The sequence below is a fragment of the Pseudomonas sp. MEJ108 genome, assembly GCF_030208985.1.
Taxonomy (GTDB): Bacteria; Pseudomonadota; Gammaproteobacteria; order Pseudomonadales; family Pseudomonadaceae; genus Aquipseudomonas; species Aquipseudomonas fragariae.
On record NZ_JARVSW010000011.1, the window covers coordinates 41,306 to 57,117 of the forward strand.

The window sequence follows — 15,812 nt, forward strand, 5'->3', positions numbered from 1 at the left end:
CGGGCTCTCCAGGACTTGTGTGTAACGCCGAGTGCTGGAGCGTAGGGAGCGATGATCTCAACTATCGTGCGACGCTCTGCGTCAAACCTCTACGCTCGGCGTTACTGAGCAGCCTTGGCGGATGTCACGCGCCAGATCTTGTTGCCGACATCGTCGGCCACCAGCAATCCGCCGCGCTGGTCATTGACCACGCCAACCGGGCGACCCATGGCTTTTTCATCCTTGTTGAGGAAGCCGGTCAACACATCGACCGGTGTGCCGTTGGGTTTGCCGCCGCTGAATGGAATGAACACCACCTTGTAGCCGCTGTGCGGTTTGCGGTTCCAGGAGCCGTGCTGGCCGATGAACAGGCCCTCGTTGAACGGCGCAGCCAGTGTCTTGCCGTCGGCGAACACCAGGCCCAGCGAAGCGGTGTGCGGACCGACTGCGTAATCCGGGGCAATCGCCTTGGCGACCAGTGCCGGGTTCTGCGGCTTGACGCGCTCGTCGACGTGCTGGCCGTAATAGCTGTAAGGCCAGCCGTAGAATGCGCCGTCCTGCACCGAGGTCACGTAGTCAGGCACCAGATCGCTGCCGATCTCGTCGCGCTCGTTGACCGCCGTCCACAGCTTGCCGGTCTTCGGTTCCCAATCCATGCCGTTGGGGTTGCGCAGGCCGGACGCGAAGATCCGGTGGTTGCCGGTGGCCGCGTCCACTTCCCAGATCGCCGCACGACCTTCTTCCTTGTCCATGCCGTTCTCGGCCACGTTACTGTTGGAGCCCACGGTCACGTACAGCTTGCTGCCATCCTTGCTGGCGATGACGTTCTTGGTCCAGTGGTGATTGAGCGTACCGCCCGGCAGGTCGACCACTTTGGTCGCTTGCGCGCTGATCGAGGTCTGCCCGGATTCATACGGGAAGCTGATCAGGCGGTCAGTGTCGGCGACATACAGCTTGTTGCCCACCAGGGTCATGCCGAACGGCGAATTGAGGTTTTGCAGGAAAACCGTGCGGGTCTCTGCCACACCGTCCTTGTCCACGTCACGCAGCAAGGTGATGCGGTTGGCGCTGGGCACACCGGCACCGGCGCGGCCCATGACTTTTTCCATCACCCAGCCGCGAATGCCTTTGGAATCATCCGGTTTGGCGGGGGAATTGGTTTCTGCTACCAGCACGTCACCGTTGGGCAACACATACAGCCAGCGCGGGTGGTCGAGGTTCTCGGCGAACGCAGCCACTTGTGTGCCCGGCGCGGCGACCGGCCTGGCGCCTTTTTCCCAGCCTACGGCAGGGGCGATGTTGACGGTCGGAATCAGCGTCTTGTTGGGCTCCGGCAGCTTGGGCGAGGGGCCTGTTCCATCCGAGACTTGCAGGCTCGACGACTCGCCGCAGGCAGCGAGGCCGCCGGCGACCAGCAGCAACACTGCGTAGTGGGGTCTGAGTTTGAACATTTTCGATCTCCATTAACAAAGGCGTGGTCCAGTAACTGATAGAGGCACCGCCAACCCGCTAGGTTCAATCACGTTCCGCGGCGACGGTGTCGATTGACGCTCCCGGTCCAACCCTCTACCCTTCGCGGTTTGTTTCAGGTGCTCTGCAATCCTCGATTGGCAGAGTGAAACAGGGAAGCCGGTGTGGGTCGACAGATCCGATCCCGGCGCTGCCCCCGCAACGGTAAATGAGTCAAGGCTGTGCCTGACGCCACTGTGTTTCGACATGGGAAGGCGCGCAGCCGGGGTGACCCGCTCATGAGCCCGGAGACCGGCCTGAATCATTCAATGACATCACGGAGGGTGATGTTCTGTGCAGGGCGTTGCCGTGCTGTCCAGTGCTGTCCTTCCGTCTGTTGTCGCCTGCCCCGAGCGGAGAACCCAGATGAACGAATCCCCCGAACGCGACGAACGCCATCTGGCGCGCATGCAGCGCAAGAAAGTCTTCATGGACCAGCGTATTGCCAGCTCGCCCAACGAGTGCGGCCTGCTGCTGGTATTGACCGGCAATGGCAAGGGCAAGAGCAGCTCGGCGTTCGGCATGCTCGCCCGGGCCATGGGCCACGACATGCAGTGTGGCGTGGTGCAGTTCATCAAGGGCCGCAACAGCACGGGCGAAGAAATGTTTTTCCGCCGTTTCCCCGAGCAGGTGCGCTATCACGTGATGGGCGAGGGCTTCACCTGGGAAACCCAGGATCGCCAGCGTGACATCGCGGCCGCTGAGGCCGCCTGGGCCGTGTCTCAGGAAATGCTTCGCGATCCGGCCATTGGTCTGGTGGTACTCGACGAACTGAACATCGCCCTCAAACATGGCTACCTCGACCTCGAACAGGTGCTGAGCGACCTGCAGGCACGTCCGCCGATGCAGCACGTATTGGTGACTGGCCGCGGTGCCAAGGCCGAATTGATCGACCTGGCCGATACTGTTTCCGAGATCGGCGTGGTCAAGCACGCGTTTCAGGCCGGTATTCGTGCGCAGAAAGGTATCGAGCTGTGAACCCTTCATCATTGAGCGCATTGCAATGAGAGCCCCGCGTGATTGTCCGGCGGTATTGATCGCTGCGCCGGCCTCCGGGCAAGGCAAAACCACGGTGACCGCTGCACTGGCACGCCTGCACCGCAACCAGGGGCGCAAGGTCCGGGTGTTCAAGTGCGGCCCGGACTTCCTCGACCCGATGATTCTCGAGCGGGCCAGTGGCGCGCCGGTCTATCAACTGGACATGTGGATGGTCGGTGCCGATGAAAGCCGTCGCCTGTTGTGGGAGGCGGCTGACGAGGCCGACCTGATTCTGATCGAAGGGGTCATGGGGCTGTTCGATGGCACGCCGTCGAGCGCCGACCTGGCCCGGCATTTTGGCGTGCCGGTACTCGGTGTGATCGACGGCACGGCCATGGCGCAGACGTTTGGCGCACTGGCGCTGGGCCTGGCGCGCTATCAGCCTGATCTGCCGTTCGCCGGCGTGCTGGCCAATCGCGTCGGCACGGTACGCCATGCGCAGTTGCTGGAGAACAGCCTGACCGAAGGCCTGCGCTGGTACGGCGCACTGTCCCGGGAAGTCGGCTTCGAACTGCCCAGCCGCCATCTGGGGCTGGTCCAGGCCAGTGAGCTCAACGATCTGGACGTGCGTCTGGACATGGCGGCTGCGGCGCTGGCCAGCACCTGTGAAGTGGCCTTGCCGCCGGCCGTGACCTTTACTGCGCCCGACCCGGTTCAGGTCGAGCCGCTGCTGCGCGGCATCCGCATCGCCATCGCGCGCGACGAGGCCTTTGCCTTTCTGTACGGCGCGAGCCTGGACCTGCTGAGGAACATGGGCGCCGAGCTGAGCTTCTTCTCGCCGATCCATGATCGCGAGCTGCCCGACGCCGACAGCCTGTACCTGCCCGGTGGCTACCCGGAGCTGCACCACGTCGCGCTGGCTGCCAATGGCACGATGCAGGCTTCGATCAGGGCTCACCATATTGCCGGCAAGCCGATTCTCGCCGAGTGCGGCGGCATGCTCTATTTGCTCGAAGCCCTGACCGATGTCGAGGGCGTGCGCGCCGAACTGGTCGGCTTGCTGTCCGGTGAAGCGGTCATGCAGAAGCGTCTGGCCGCGCTGGCCTTGCAAGCCGTCGAGCTGCCCGAGGGCACGCTGCACGGTCACACTTATCACCATTCGCTGACCAGCACCGAGCTGCAGCCGATTGCGCGTGGTGTCAGCCCCAATGGCGGGCGCGGCGCAGAAGCGGTCTATCGCCTGGGTCGCCTGACCGCGTCCTACGTGCATTTCTATTTTCCTTCCTGCCCCCGGGCGATCGCGGCGCTGTTCAAACCATGACCGAGCAAGCGTTCAGCCCCGAAGAGCGGGCTGCGGTGTACCGCGCCATCGCCGAACGTCGCGACATGCGCCACTTCATCGGCGGCACGGTCGCGCCCGAGCTGCTGGCACGCGTGCTGGAGGCTGCGCATCAGGCTCCCAGCGTCGGGCTGATGCAGCCATGGCGCTTCATCCGCATCAGCGACCCGCTATTGCGCGGCAGGATGCAGGCGCAGGTAGAGGAAGAGCGTATCCGGACCGCCGAGGCGCTGGGTGAGCGCACCGACGAATTCATGAAGCTCAAGGTCGAAGGCATCAACGACTGTGCAGAAGTGCTGGTCGCCGCGCTGATGGAAGGGCGTGAGCAACACATTTTCGGCCGGCGCACCTTGCCGGAAATGGACATGGCTTCGCTGTCCTGCGCGATCCAGAACCTGTGGCTGGCCTCGCGAGCAGAAGGCCTGGGCATGGGCTGGGTGTCGCTGTTCGACCCCGAGGCACTGGCCGAACTGCTGGGCATGCCCGACGGCGCCAAGCCGCTGGCGATCATTTGCCTGGGCCCGGTCAAGGAATTTTATCCTGCGCCAATGCTAGTGATGGAAGGCTGGGCGCAGGCGCGTCCGCTGCATGAGTTGCTGTACGAGAATCAATGGGGAGTGAGTCAATGAGTGTGGCGCTGCTGAGCGTCGCCGGGGTCGCGCTGGATGCGCTGCTCGGTGAGCCGAAACGATGGCATCCGCTGGTGGCGTTCGGCAACTTCGCCAGTCGGGTCGAGCAGCGTTTCAACAGTGGCGGCCGTGGCTGGCGCAGTCACGGCGTTACCGCCTGGGTCATCACCGTTGTGCCGCTGACGTTGCTGGCCACGCTGCTGAGCTGGTTGCCTGGCGTGGGCTGGCTGTTCGAGATTCTGGCGCTGTATTGCGCGCTGGGCATGCGCAGCCTGGGCGAGCACGTTCAGCCGGTGGCGCAAGCGCTGCGCAGTGATGATCTGATCGAAGCACGTCAGCGCGTCGGTTATCTGGTCAGTCGCCAGACCACTGAGCTGGACGCTACCGAAGTCGCCCGCGCAGCCACCGAGTCGGTGCTGGAGAACGGCAGCGATGCGGTGTTCGCTGCGCTGTTCTGGTTCATGGTGGCCGGTGCGCCCGGCGTGGTGCTGTACCGGCTGAGCAATACGCTGGACGCCATGTGGGGCTATCGCAACGAGCGCTTTGAGCGTTTTGGCTGGGCTGCGGCGAAGATCGACGATCTGCTCAACTATATTCCAGCACGTCTTGTGGCATTGACCTACGCCTTACTGGGCAAGACCCGACTGGCGCTGCGTTGCTGGCGCACACAGGCCCCGGCCTGGGACAGCCCGAATGCCGGTCCGGTGATGGCCGCTGGCGCAGGCGCGCTGGGTGTCGAACTGGGTGGTGCGGCGATCTATCACGGCGAGCTGCATCAGCGTCCGCAACTGGGCGAGGGGGCGCCTGCCGATGCGGACTCGATCGATCGCGGCTGGCAACTGGTGCAGCGCGGCGTGTGGTTATGGCTGCTGGTCATCTGCGTGGCGGCTGAATTTTATGCTTGAGCACGGCGGGCGGTTGCGCGCGGCGGCGCAGCATTACGGTATCCATCTGGCCGACTGGCTGGACCTGTCCACCGGGATCGCACCCTGGTCGTGGCCCATCCCGGAGATCCCGACGCGTGCCTGGGCGCGGTTGCCCGAGACCGGCGATGGTCTGGAGGCGGCGGCCTGCACTTATTACGGCGTGACCCGGCTATTGCCGGTGTCCGGTTCGCAGGCTGCGATTCAGGCGCTGCCGCGGGTGCGCAGCGCAGGGCGGGTCGGCGTTCTGTCGCCCTGCTACGCAGAGCACGCGCATGCCTGGCGCAAGAACGGTTTCGTGGTGCGTGAGGTGGGTGAGCAGGAGGTCGAATACTTCCTCGACAGCCTGGACGTGCTGGTGGTGGTCAACCCCAACAACCCGACCGGCCTGCACCTGAGCGCCGAGCGCCTGCTGGAGTGGCATGCGCGACTGGCCGAGCGCGGTGGCTGGCTGGTCGTCGATGAAGCGTTCATGGATAACACGCCGGGCATGAGCCTGGCGGCCGAGACGTGGCGCACCGGGTTGATCGTCCTGCGTTCGTTTGGCAAGTTTTTCGGCCTGGCCGGCGTCAGGCTCGGTTTTGTCATGGCCGAACCGGTGCTGTTGAGGATGCTGGCGCAGGAAATCGGCCCCTGGTCGGTCAGTGGGCCAACCCGCATCATCGGTCAGGTGTGCCTCAGCGATCAGCAGGGGCAGGCGCGTCAGCGTGAGCGCTGTGAGCAGGCCCGCGACCGGCTGGTGGCGCTGCTCGACCAGTACGCCCTGACCCCGCAAGGCGGCTGTGCGCTGTTTCAATGGCTGGTGACCCCTGAAGCGCAGACGCTCTATGAGTTTTGTGCGCTGCGTGGCGTGCTGCTGCGCCTGTTCAAGGGTGATTCCCCCGAGTCGTCCAGTCTGCGTTTTGGCTTGCCCTGCGACGAGGCCGACTGGCTGCGGCTGCACGATGTTCTGCTTGAATACCGCAAGGAATACCCATGAGCACACTGATGGTACAAGGCACCACCTCCGATGCCGGCAAGAGCACTCTGGTAACGGCCCTGTGCCGCTGGTTGACTCGTCAGGGCGTCAAGGTCGTGCCGTTCAAGCCGCAGAACATGGCGCTCAACAGCGCGGTGACCGCAGACGGCGGCGAGATCGGCCGCGCACAGGCGGTGCAGGCGCAGGCGTGCTACCTCGAACCGCACACCGACATGAACCCGGTGCTGCTCAAGCCCAACAGTGACACCGGCGCGCAGGTGATCATTCACGGCCGCGCCGTGACCACCATGAACGCGGTGGCGTATCACGGCTATAAAGAGATCGCCATGCAAGCGGTGCTGGAGTCGCATCGGCGCCTGGGTGAGAGCTATCCGGTGATTGTGGTCGAGGGCGCGGGTTCTCCGGCCGAGATCAACCTGCGCGCCAACGATATCGCCAACATGGGTTTTGCCGAGGCGGTCGACTGCCCGGTGCTGCTGATTGCCGACATCAATCGTGGCGGGGTGTTCGCCCATCTGGTCGGCACGCTCGAGTTGCTGTCGCCCAGCGAGCAGGCGCGGGTCAAGGGTTTCATCATCAACCGTTTTCGTGGCGACATCGCCTTGTTGCAGCCGGGCCTGGACTGGCTGGAAGCACGCACCGGCAAGCCGGTGGTTGGCGTGCTGCCCTATGTGATGGATCTGCACCTGGAGGCCGAAGACGGCCTGGACCAGCGTCAGACCGACAAGGTCGAGCATGTGCTGAACGTGGTGGTCCCGGTGCTGCCTCGCATCAGTAATCACACCGACTTCGACCCGTTGCGCCTGCACCCTCAGGTCAATCTGCAATTCATCGGGCCCGGCAAGGCGATTCCTCCTGCGGACCTGATCATTCTGCCCGGCTCCAAGAGCGTGCGCAGCGATCTGAACTACCTGCGCAACAATGGCTGGGACACCGCCATCGCTCGGCATTTGCGTTACGGCGGCAAGCTGATGGGCATCTGCGGCGGCCTGCAAATGCTCGGTGAGCAGGTACACGATCCACTCGGGCTGGAAGGCGCAGCCGGGTCCAGTGCCGGGTTCGGCTTGCTGGCCATGAGCACGGTGCTGGAAGCGGAAAAGCAACTGCGCAATGTGCGCGGTCGTCTGACCCTGGAAGATGCCGAGGTCAGCGGTTACGAAATTCATGCCGGCGTAACGACAGGGCCGGCGCTGGAGCAGGCTGCCGTGCAACTGGACGATGGGCGTTGCGATGGCGCGCAGAGTGCCGACGGGCAGGTGCTGGGGACTTACCTGCACGGCCTGTTCGAATCACCTGCTGCGTGTAGCGCGTTGCTGCGCTGGGCGGGGTTGGCGAACGTGCAGTCCGTCGATTATCACGCCCTGCGCGAGCGTGACATCGAACGTCTGGCGGACCTGGTGGAAAAGCATCTGGACGGCCCATTGCTTCGCGAACTGTGTGGCCTGGAGGCGAACTGAATGCTGCAATTGATCCTCGGCGGCGCGCGTTCCGGCAAGAGTCGCCTGGCGGAAAAACTGGCCGCCGACAGTGCACTGAAGGTGACCTACATCGCTACCAGTCAGCCGCTGGACGGCGAAATGAATCAGCGTGTTGCCAGCCATCGCGCACGCCGTCCCGAGCACTGGGGATTGGTCGAAGAACCGATCGAGCTGGCGCGGGTGCTGCGCGAAAAGGCGGCGCCCGATTGCTGCCTGCTGGTCGATTGCCTGACTCTCTGGCTGACCAATCTGCTGATGCTCGACAACCCCGAGCGCTTGCTTCAAGAGCGTGAATCCCTGCTCGACAGCCTCGCCGGGCTGCCGGGTGAAATCATTTTTGTCAGCAACGAAACCGGGCTTGGCGTCGTGCCGCTCGGCGAACTGACCCGTCGCTATGTCGATGAAGCCGGCCTGTTGCATCAAGCGCTGGCCGAGCGTTGCCAGCGTGTCGTGTTGACCGTTGCCGGCTTGCCCCTGACGTTGAAAGGAACCGCGCTATGAGTAATTCCTGGTGGCTCAAGCCTGCACAGGCTATTGATGTGCCGATGCGCGAGGCGGCACTGGCCCGTCAGCAGCAACTGACCAAACCCGCCGGATCACTGGCGCAACTGGAGCGCCTGGCGGTGCAACTGGCCGGTCTGCAGGGACGTGAGCGTCCGGCCGTCGATCAACTGTGGATCGCGATTTTTGCCGCTGATCATGGGGTCGTCGCAGAGGGCGTGTCGGCGTACCCACAGGAAGTCACCGGGCAGATGCTGCACAACTTCGTCAATGGCGGCGCCGCGATCAGCGTGCTGGCGCGTCAGCTCTCCGCACAACTGGACGTGGTCGATCTGGGCACCGTGTCGCCAATGGACCTGCCCGGGGTGCGCCATCTGCGCATTGGCGCGGGCACCGCCAATTTTGTACAGGGGCCGGCCATGAGTGTCGAGCAGGGACTCGCCGCCCTGCAGGCCGGGCGTGACAGCGTATTGCGCGCCAAGGCTGTCGGCACTGAACTGTTCATCGGTGGCGAGATGGGCATCGGCAACACCACAGCCGCCAGCGCAGTCGCCTGCTCGCTGCTGGAGTGCGCCGCGCCATTGCTGGTCGGGCCGGGCACCGGGCTGAACGCCGAGGGTATTCAGCACAAGACGCGCGTCATTGAGCGCGCACTGGCCTTGCACGCCGAGCAGGCCGGTGACCCGTTAAACAGCCTGTTCTGCCTGGGCGGCTTCGAAATCGCCGCACTGGCCGGTGCGTACCTGGCCTGCGCGCAGGAAGGAATTGCGGTACTGGTCGACGGTTTCATTTGCAGCGTGGCCGCGCTGGTGGCGGTACGCCTGAACCCTTCCTGCCGCAACTGGCTGCTGTTCGGTCATCGGGGCGCCGAACCGGGCCATCGGCATCTGCTGGAAACGCTGCAGGCCGAACCGTTGCTGGACCTCGGTTTGCGTCTGGGCGAGGGCAGTGGTGCCGCACTGGCAGTACCGCTGGTGCGCCTGGCGTGCGAGCTGCACAACGGCATGGCGACATTTGCCGAAGCGGCTGTGGCGGACCGCCCCGCATGACCTTGCACCTGGACTTGTTGCGGCACGGCGAAACCGAACGGGGCGGCGGCCTGCGCGGCAGCATCGACGACGCCCTGACCGAGCCTGGCTGGCAGCAGATGCGTGCGGCAGTGGCCGGTGGCGGACCGTGGACGCGGATTGTCAGCTCGCCGCTGCAACGTTGCGCACGTTTCTCCGAAGAGCTGGCGCAGCGCTTGTCGTTGCCCCTGCACCTGGAGCCCGGCTTGCAGGAGCTGCATTTCGGCGACTGGGAAGGGCACAGCCCTGCGCAACTCATGGAAACCGATGCTGAGGGCCTGGGTCTGTTCTGGGCGGATCCTTATGCCTTCACACCTCCCAATGGCGAGCCGGTAGTGGATTTCTCGAACCGGGTATTGAGTGCCGTTGAGCGTCTGCATCAGGCTTATGCCGGTGAGCGCGTGTTGCTGGTCAGTCATGGCGGTGTCATGCGCCTGCTGTTGGCGCAGGCGCGTGGCCTGCCGCGTGAGCAACTGTTGCAGGTGGTGGTCGGGCATGGCGCGCTGTTGTCGATTCAGGTCGCTGCTGATCGCGTACTCACGGAGGTCTGAGATGCTGCCGTTCTGGATTGCCCTGCAATTTCTCGGCAGCCTGCCGATCAGACTGCCTGGCATGCCGCGCCCTGAAGAGCTGGGGCGTTCCTTGCTGTTCTACCCGTTGGTGGGGGCGGTGTTCGGCACGCTGCTGCTGGGCTTCAACACGCTGCTCAGTGGTGCGCCGCTGATGCTGCACGCCGCGCTGGTACTCACTGCCTGGGTGTTGCTCAGCGGCGGCCTGCATCTGGACGGTCTGGCCGACAGTGCTGACGCCTGGCTGGGCGGCTTCGGTGACCGTGAACGCACCTTGAAGATCATGAAAGACCCACGCAGCGGGCCTATCGCCGTGGTCACGCTGGTCCTGGTGCTGCTGCTCAAGTTTGCTGCGATTCTGGCGCTGATCGAGAGCCATGCCAGCGTCTGGCTGCTGTTGGCTCCGGTGATCGGGCGCGCGGCCATGCTTGGGCTGTTTCTGGGGACGCCGTATGTGCGTTCCGGCGGGCTGGGGCAGGCGTTGGCCGATCACCTGCCGCGCGGCCCTGGACGCAAGGTTTTGCTCGCCACCGCCATTGCGTGCGTGCTGCTCGCCGGCTGGTCGGGGGTAGCCGTATTGCTGGTCTGCGCCGTCTGTTTCTTCTGGCTGCGGCAGCTGATGATGCGCCGTCTGGGCGGATGCACCGGTGATACAGCCGGGGCATTGCTCGAGCTGCTGGAGTTGGCGGTGCTGCTGACGCTGGCGCTGCTTTGAGACCCTGCGCAACGCTTTGTTGACAGCTTTTATCGGCAGCGCGTAGCTTCGCCAATCGCGGGTAAAACCATGTAACACACAGCGCAGGGAGCTCAACCATGACATCGATCTGGCGTACCAGTGGCTGGGTTCTGCTGGGGAGTGCGCTGATTCTTGCGCTTTCACTCGGTACGCGGCACGGCTTCGGTCTGTTTCTGGCGCCCATGAGCGCCGAGTTTGGCTGGGGACGCGAAGTCTTTGCCTTTGCCATCGCTCTGCAGAATCTGATGTGGGGCCTGGCACAGCCCTTCGCCGGGGCGCTGGCAGATCGATTCGGGGCGGCGAAAGTCGTCTTCGTCGGCGGTGTGCTGTATGCCGCAGGTCTGTTGTGCATGAGTACCGCCGATTCTTCCCTCAGCCTTTCATTGAGCGCCGGTCTGCTGATCGGTATCGGCCTGTCCGGTACATCGTTTTCGGTCATCCTGGGGGTCGTGGGGCGTGCGCTGCCTGCGGAAAAACGCAGTATGGGCATGGGTATCGCCAGCGCAGCCGGCTCATTCGGTCAGTTCGCCATGCTGCCCGGTACATTGGGCCTGATCAGCTGGCTGGGCTGGTCCGGCGCCTTGCTGGTGCTGGGCGTGATGGTGGCGTTGATCCTGCCTCTGGTGGGCATGCTCAAGGATACGCCGAGCGTATCCACCGGCGTCGAGCTGACCCTCGGCGAGGCGCTGCGTGAAGCGTGCTCGCATTCGGGGTTCTGGCTGCTGGCACTGGGGTTCTTCGTCTGCGGCTTTCAAGTGGTATTCATTGGCGTGCACTTACCGGCGTATCTGGTGGATCAGCACCTGCCCGCCAAGGTCGGCACTACAGTGCTGGCCCTGATCGGCCTGTTCAATATCTTCGGCACCTACACCGCAGGCTGGCTTGGCGGGCGCATGTCCAAGCCCCGGCTGCTGACCGTGCTTTACCTGTTGCGCGCGGTGGTGATCGTGTTGTTTCTGTGGATACCCTTGAGCCAGACCACAGCGTATCTGTTCGGCGTGGCGATGGGCTTGCTGTGGCTGTCCACCGTGCCGCTGACCAACGGTACGGTCGCGACACTGTTCGGTGTGCGCAACCTGTCGATGCTGGGCGGCATTGTCTTTTTGTTTCACCAGTTAGGCGCCTTCCTCGGTGGCTGGCTGGGCGGGCTGGTATATGACCGTACCGGCAGCTACGACCTGATCTGGCAAGTCTCGATACTCCTGAGTCTGCTCGCTGCGGCACTCAACTGGCCGGTGCGCGAGCGCCCGGTGGCACGCTTGCAGGCGCAGGGCAGTCTGGCATGAGTCGGCGCTGGCCGTTGCTGGCGGCGCTGCTGGTGGGCGCGGTGGTGCTGGGGTTGCTCTGGTGGGCCTGGCAGCATGTCGGGCTGGCCGCGCTGCAACTGGGAATGGGCGCTTGCTAGGCAGACGCTCCGGCATGCGGTAGCGTGTCGGCAGAAGACAACAATATCCAGGGCCGCCATGATGAAACTTCGCTTTTTTTCGATCCCTCTTTTGCTGCTGGCCATGAGCGGTGCTGCCATGGCTGCCGACTGCCCGCCGTTGCTGCAAGGCGAATTGCCCAAGCTGCGCGCCAAGGAAAACATCGACCTGTGCAAGCGCTTCGCCGGCAAGCCGCTGGTGGTGGTCAATACTGCCAGTTTCTGCGGCTTCGCCCCGCAGTTCAAAGGCCTTGAAGCGCTGAGTCAGCGCTACAAGGGGCAGGGGCTCGAGGTGTTGGGCGTGCCGTCCAATGACTTCAAACAGGAAGCCAAGGATGGTGAGGAGACCGCCAAGGTCTGTTACGTCAACTATGGCGTGACTTTCACCATGACCGAGCCGCAGGCCGTACGCGGCGACGATGCGACCCATCTGTTCAAGGTACTGGCCGAGCAGAGCAGTGCGCCGCGCTGGAACTTTTACAAGTACGTGGTCGATCGTCAGGGCAAGGTCATCGCCAACTTCTCCAGCATGACCAAGCCGGATGATCCTGAGCTGATCGCGGCCATTGAGAAGGCGATTGCGTCTAAGCCTTAGGGGGCAAAAAAGGGTGGCTTGAGTCTTGTCTGAATCGACCTGGCATCGCAGAACCCTTGGGTCACGCAGAGCGCCACATAGAGGACGCAGAGCGTCCAGAACTGCATGCCGACGCGGAGCGTCGGCACGATAGTCAGTTAATGCCGCGGAGCATCGGCACGATAGTCAGTTAATGACGCGGAGTATCTGCACGCTAGTCAATCAATGCAGGTCTGAGAGCTCAAGGCGCGCAATAAAAAGCCCGCAACCATTACGGGTTGCGGGCTTTTTTTCAGCCTGGCAGTTGCTTATCAGAAGCGATAGGTAACCGAAGTGCCCAGGCCGTGAGCGGTGTTACGGTAGTCGGCGCTGTACGAACCTTTGGTCGCGCTGGAATCGCGGATCTTGGTTTCGTCTTCACGCAGGTACGAGTACGCCACGTCGATGGTCAGGTCGTCGGTCGGGCTCCAGCCTGCACCGAAGCTGATGATCTTGCGATCGCCGGTCGGGATGCGAGGGGAGCGGTTGACGTTGTTGGTCGGCGACTGATCAACGGAGAAGCCGGTACGCAGCGTCCACTCTTTATTGACCTTGTACGAAGCACCGATGGCGTGCGCCCAGGTGTCGTGCCAGTTCTGCTCTTCAGTAATGGTGCCGATTGGGCCGGCAGAACCGCCCAGTAAGGCAGGGACGCCATCGTTGTTGACGGTGATGTCTTGCAGGCGGCTCCAGCGAGTCCAGGTGCTGCCGGCATAGACCGTCCAGTTTTCGTCGATCTGCTGGGTGATGGAGAAGTCCACGGACTCGGGTGTGGAGATATCCAGCGAAGCGTCATACTTCTGGCCGCCGAAAGGACCGAAACCCGAACCTTCGATCTTGGTCTTGCCCTTGAGCTTGTAATCGACCTTGGAGTGGTAAGTCAGGCCCAGGCGAGTGGTGTCGGTAGCCTGCACCAGAATACCGGCATTGAAGCCGATTGCGGTGTCATCGCCTTCGATCTTCACTTTGCCGTCGTTACGGCCCGGTGTTGCGGCGTTCAATGTTGCCGAGGTCAGTTCACCGTCGATACGGTTGATCGTCGGGCCGAAACCGATGGACACCTTGTCATTGAATGCATAGCTGACAGTCGGCTGGAAGGTCACGACCTGGACGTGACTCTTGTCACCCCAGTAGCGGCCAGCGAAGCCTTTTTCGTAATCGGTGACCAGGCCGAACGGTACGTACACGCCCAGACCAAATGCCCAGTGATCATCGATTGGTTTGACGTAATAGCCCATGGGTACGCCGACCACCGGAACCATATCGCCGTCGTTGCTGCCGCCAAATGTGCCACGACCGTTGTCGATATCGGTCTTGGCGATCACGGCAGCTGCACCCACGCTGATTTGTTCACGTTTGAGGCGGGACATACCGGCAGGGTTGCCGAATACGGTGCTTGCGTCATCGGCTGACGAGGAGCGACCTGCAAAGCCGGTGCCCATGCCGCTGATGCTTTGTTCGTTGAGGGCAAAGCCGGCAGCGAGCAGTTGAGAAGAAGCCAGACCCAGTGCGAGTCCAAGCGTTGTCCGGTTCAGTGCTTTTGTCATTATTTTCATTATTAGAACTCCTTGTTGTTCACCGCTCGAAAATTACCAACATTTTCGATGGCGCGCTATAGGCTGAGGAGCCCGATTTAGAGCTATTCTTGTAGGACAATCCCGCCGCAGGAGTAGGACCTGCGAATTAGCGCAGGCCCAGAGCCTTATCCTTGCGTAATGCCGCCGTTATAAAGCGCGCATAAAAAAAGCCCCGCCTTTGCAGTGCGGGGCTTTCGGCTTGCGGTGCAGCGTTTTCGTCAGGCGATGAGGGCCTGACGGGTACGCTCGATCACGGCCTGCAGCGGTTCGGCGCTGGCGTACTGATCGGGGTACAGGCGTTCGCTGTGGCGGGCGATGCCGTGTTCATTGACGATGGTGAAACTGAAGCAGCCTTTGCGAGCGGCCATGATCAGGCAGTTCATCGGGGCAAAAGCGTTGGTCAATGTGTGAATTGCATGTTGAGTCTGAGTATTCATATTCAAGGTGTTTCCTGAAGCAACACGGAACAATACCGTGCAAAAATAAAGATTCCAGTAAACGCGGGCCGACATTTGATACAAAAGCCTGGCTGGGCGGAGAACCTGACTGGAACAAAGACAGGCAGTTGAAGCGCGCTTTATCGTATGGCGCTCTGGCTGACCGGTAGGTACTTAGGAGGGCAGGCAACACAACAGGAGCAAAGGTTCTACGCTCCGGGTGAAGATCCTGATCAATTGCAGGCTGGTTGAAGCAGAGCATGAGAGCCATGACTGCACTGTCACCCCAAATGGTGAATCAGCGCGAAAGGTTCATGTCTGGAAACCATCGAGGTGGTCGATCCCTTGTTGCCAACATTCTCGTCGCATGGAGGAGTGTCTGTCGGGGGACTTGTCGACCGGAATTGATTTTCAGCTTGGTACTAACGGCGGCGATATTACTCGCCCCATCAGAACATTGCAAGTGGCAGTGAACAAATCTTCACCAGTGTCCGGCCAGCCGATAAATCAGTACGGTGACTGACGCCACCATCGAGCAGCCCAGCAGATAGGCGGCGACGGTAAGCCGCAGCGACCTGCGGCTTTCGATGGCGCGCATGATATCGCCTGTCGCGTTGATACGCCCGTTGCTCAGGTCACCGCAGATGATCAGCATCAGGGCGATCGCTGACAGCAGCACGCTGTAGGCGAACACGCCGCCGTCCGGGGGTGGCAGGACGATACTGACTGCCAGGGCGACGAGGCAAACGGCCAACAACAGCAGGAAGAACTTGGCGATCTCCTTCATGGGTCCCTTCACTGAATCGTTGGTAAATTAGAGTGAGGTGCATTTTTGCCAGTGCTTGGACCGCAACTTGTGCAATTTGTCGCCTGCGTCGCTTTCATTGCCCTGAATAATGCGCGAAATGGGTCGTCAGTCATGTCGGTCCAGCACCTGAAAACCTGCTGAAAGCCTTGTATTCATTGAGAATGCGATGCGTTCGGGCACGCAAAATATGATGCATGAAATGACCAAAAACGGCCTTGATGAGGAGTTGTGCACATTAGCGGCACAAGCTGCCACATCACTGTCACA

17 protein-coding genes and 1 riboswitch are annotated in these 15,812 nt (G+C 62.4%); of the genes, 13 read left to right on the top strand and 4 right to left on the bottom strand.

The window, feature by feature from the left end; genetic code table 11:
- Positions 1-101 precede the first annotated feature (101 nt).
- The gene (locus QRN50_RS05775) at positions 102-1,430 is read right to left on the bottom strand and encodes a PQQ-dependent sugar dehydrogenase (RefSeq protein ID WP_011268583.1); all 1,329 of its coding nucleotides are present in this window, start codon (positions 1,428-1,430) and stop codon (positions 102-104) included.
- A gap of 119 nt (positions 1,431-1,549) precedes the next feature.
- Positions 1,550-1,763, top strand: a riboswitch (cobalamin riboswitch).
- Positions 1,764-1,854: 91 nt separating this feature from the next.
- On the opposite strand from QRN50_RS05775, the gene cobO reads away from it, so the two are divergent.
- The 13 genes from cobO (at position 1,855) to QRN50_RS05840 (ending at position 12,705) form a co-directional block, all read left to right on the top strand.
- Complete coding sequence (gene cobO / locus QRN50_RS05780; protein ID WP_096127223.1) at positions 1,855-2,466, top strand: cob(I)yrinic acid a,c-diamide adenosyltransferase; 612 nt, start codon at positions 1,855-1,857, stop codon at positions 2,464-2,466.
- 25 nt (positions 2,467-2,491) lie between these two features.
- Complete coding sequence (locus QRN50_RS05785) at positions 2,492-3,787, top strand: cobyrinic acid a,c-diamide synthase CobB (protein ID WP_024641137.1); 1,296 nt, start codon at positions 2,492-2,494, stop codon at positions 3,785-3,787.
- Positions 3,784-4,434, top strand: a complete 651-nt coding sequence (gene bluB / locus QRN50_RS05790; RefSeq protein WP_003393740.1) for a 5,6-dimethylbenzimidazole synthase — start codon at positions 3,784-3,786, stop codon at positions 4,432-4,434. Before QRN50_RS05785 ends, bluB begins: the two co-directional genes overlap by 4 nt.
- Positions 4,431-5,339 carry an adenosylcobinamide-phosphate synthase CbiB gene (gene cbiB, locus QRN50_RS05795; RefSeq protein ID WP_011268581.1) on the top strand — a complete coding sequence of 303 codons (909 nt, stop codon included), beginning with the start codon at positions 4,431-4,433 and terminating at the stop codon, positions 5,337-5,339. Before bluB ends, cbiB begins: the two co-directional genes overlap by 4 nt.
- Positions 5,332-6,336, top strand: coding sequence for a threonine-phosphate decarboxylase CobD (gene cobD / locus QRN50_RS05800; protein ID WP_096127224.1), 1,005 nt, complete (start codon positions 5,332-5,334; stop codon positions 6,334-6,336). The genes cbiB and cobD overlap by 8 nt, the downstream gene beginning before the upstream one ends.
- Positions 6,333-7,793 carry a cobyric acid synthase gene (locus QRN50_RS05805; RefSeq protein ID WP_096127225.1) on the top strand — a complete coding sequence of 487 codons (1,461 nt, stop codon included), beginning with the start codon at positions 6,333-6,335 and terminating at the stop codon, positions 7,791-7,793. The genes cobD and QRN50_RS05805 overlap by 4 nt, the downstream gene beginning before the upstream one ends.
- A complete protein-coding gene (gene cobU / locus QRN50_RS05810; protein WP_003404268.1) occupies positions 7,794-8,315 on the top strand; it encodes a bifunctional adenosylcobinamide kinase/adenosylcobinamide-phosphate guanylyltransferase in 522 nt (173 codons plus the stop codon).
- On the top strand, positions 8,312-9,364 hold the full coding sequence (cobT, locus tag QRN50_RS05815; RefSeq protein ID WP_024659855.1) for a nicotinate-nucleotide--dimethylbenzimidazole phosphoribosyltransferase: 1,053 nt from the start codon (positions 8,312-8,314) through the stop codon (positions 9,362-9,364). Before cobU ends, cobT begins: the two co-directional genes overlap by 4 nt.
- Entirely contained in the window at positions 9,361-9,933 is a 573-nt protein-coding gene (cobC, locus tag QRN50_RS05820; protein ID WP_003404266.1) for an alpha-ribazole phosphatase family protein, read from the top strand. The genes cobT and cobC overlap by 4 nt, the downstream gene beginning before the upstream one ends.
- Position 9,934: 1 nt before the next feature.
- Complete coding sequence (locus tag QRN50_RS05825; protein ID WP_024659854.1) at positions 9,935-10,666, top strand: adenosylcobinamide-GDP ribazoletransferase; 732 nt, start codon at positions 9,935-9,937, stop codon at positions 10,664-10,666.
- Positions 10,667-10,764: 98 nt separating this feature from the next.
- On the top strand, positions 10,765-11,973 hold the full coding sequence (locus tag QRN50_RS05830) for an MFS transporter (RefSeq protein ID WP_003434384.1): 1,209 nt from the start codon (positions 10,765-10,767) through the stop codon (positions 11,971-11,973).
- The gene (locus tag QRN50_RS05835) at positions 11,970-12,092 is read left to right on the top strand and encodes a hypothetical protein (protein WP_003404263.1); all 123 of its coding nucleotides are present in this window, start codon (positions 11,970-11,972) and stop codon (positions 12,090-12,092) included. Before QRN50_RS05830 ends, QRN50_RS05835 begins: the two co-directional genes overlap by 4 nt.
- Before the next feature lie 61 nt (positions 12,093-12,153).
- Positions 12,154-12,705 (top strand): glutathione peroxidase, encoded by a 552-nt coding sequence (locus QRN50_RS05840; RefSeq protein ID WP_003404262.1) that lies wholly within the window; start codon positions 12,154-12,156, stop codon positions 12,703-12,705.
- Positions 12,706-12,995: 290 nt separating this feature from the next.
- Here QRN50_RS05840 and QRN50_RS05845 read toward each other — a convergent pair whose 3' ends face one another.
- From QRN50_RS05845 to QRN50_RS05855, 3 genes are all read right to left on the bottom strand, one after another.
- On the bottom strand, positions 12,996-14,279 hold the full coding sequence (locus tag QRN50_RS05845; RefSeq protein WP_024652837.1) for an OmpP1/FadL family transporter: 1,284 nt from the start codon (positions 14,277-14,279) through the stop codon (positions 12,996-12,998).
- A gap of 239 nt (positions 14,280-14,518) precedes the next feature.
- A complete protein-coding gene (locus tag QRN50_RS05850; RefSeq protein WP_002554588.1) occupies positions 14,519-14,737 on the bottom strand; it encodes a hypothetical protein in 219 nt (72 codons plus the stop codon).
- Between the two features lie 481 nt (positions 14,738-15,218).
- Positions 15,219-15,524 (bottom strand): hypothetical protein, encoded by a 306-nt coding sequence (locus QRN50_RS05855; protein WP_003404260.1) that lies wholly within the window; start codon positions 15,522-15,524, stop codon positions 15,219-15,221.
- Positions 15,525-15,812 lie beyond the last annotated feature (288 nt).

Bases quoted from the DNA above. Each gene is read 5' to 3' on its own strand.
- QRN50_RS05775 (WP_011268583.1), bottom strand. From the start codon at position 1,430: ATGTTCAAACTCAGACCCCACTACGCAGTGTTGCTGCTGGTCGCCGGC.
- cobO (WP_096127223.1), top strand. From the start codon at position 1,855: ATGAACGAATCCCCCGAACGCGACGAACGCCATCTGGCGCGCATGCAG.
- QRN50_RS05785 (WP_024641137.1), top strand. From the start codon at position 2,492: ATGAGAGCCCCGCGTGATTGTCCGGCGGTATTGATCGCTGCGCCGGCC.
- bluB (WP_003393740.1), top strand. From the start codon at position 3,784: ATGACCGAGCAAGCGTTCAGCCCCGAAGAGCGGGCTGCGGTGTACCGC.
- cbiB (WP_011268581.1), top strand. From the start codon at position 4,431: ATGAGTGTGGCGCTGCTGAGCGTCGCCGGGGTCGCGCTGGATGCGCTG.
- cobD (WP_096127224.1), top strand. From the start codon at position 5,332: ATGCTTGAGCACGGCGGGCGGTTGCGCGCGGCGGCGCAGCATTACGGT.
- QRN50_RS05805 (WP_096127225.1), top strand. From the start codon at position 6,333: ATGAGCACACTGATGGTACAAGGCACCACCTCCGATGCCGGCAAGAGC.
- cobU (WP_003404268.1), top strand. From the start codon at position 7,794: ATGCTGCAATTGATCCTCGGCGGCGCGCGTTCCGGCAAGAGTCGCCTG.
- cobT (WP_024659855.1), top strand. From the start codon at position 8,312: ATGAGTAATTCCTGGTGGCTCAAGCCTGCACAGGCTATTGATGTGCCG.
- cobC (WP_003404266.1), top strand. From the start codon at position 9,361: ATGACCTTGCACCTGGACTTGTTGCGGCACGGCGAAACCGAACGGGGC.
- QRN50_RS05825 (WP_024659854.1), top strand. From the start codon at position 9,935: ATGCTGCCGTTCTGGATTGCCCTGCAATTTCTCGGCAGCCTGCCGATC.
- QRN50_RS05830 (WP_003434384.1), top strand. From the start codon at position 10,765: ATGACATCGATCTGGCGTACCAGTGGCTGGGTTCTGCTGGGGAGTGCG.
- QRN50_RS05835 (WP_003404263.1), top strand. From the start codon at position 11,970: ATGAGTCGGCGCTGGCCGTTGCTGGCGGCGCTGCTGGTGGGCGCGGTG.
- QRN50_RS05840 (WP_003404262.1), top strand. From the start codon at position 12,154: ATGAAACTTCGCTTTTTTTCGATCCCTCTTTTGCTGCTGGCCATGAGC.
- QRN50_RS05845 (WP_024652837.1), bottom strand. From the start codon at position 14,279: ATGAAAATAATGACAAAAGCACTGAACCGGACAACGCTTGGACTCGCA.
- QRN50_RS05850 (WP_002554588.1), bottom strand. From the start codon at position 14,737: ATGAATACTCAGACTCAACATGCAATTCACACATTGACCAACGCTTTT.
- QRN50_RS05855 (WP_003404260.1), bottom strand. From the start codon at position 15,524: ATGAAGGAGATCGCCAAGTTCTTCCTGCTGTTGTTGGCCGTTTGCCTC.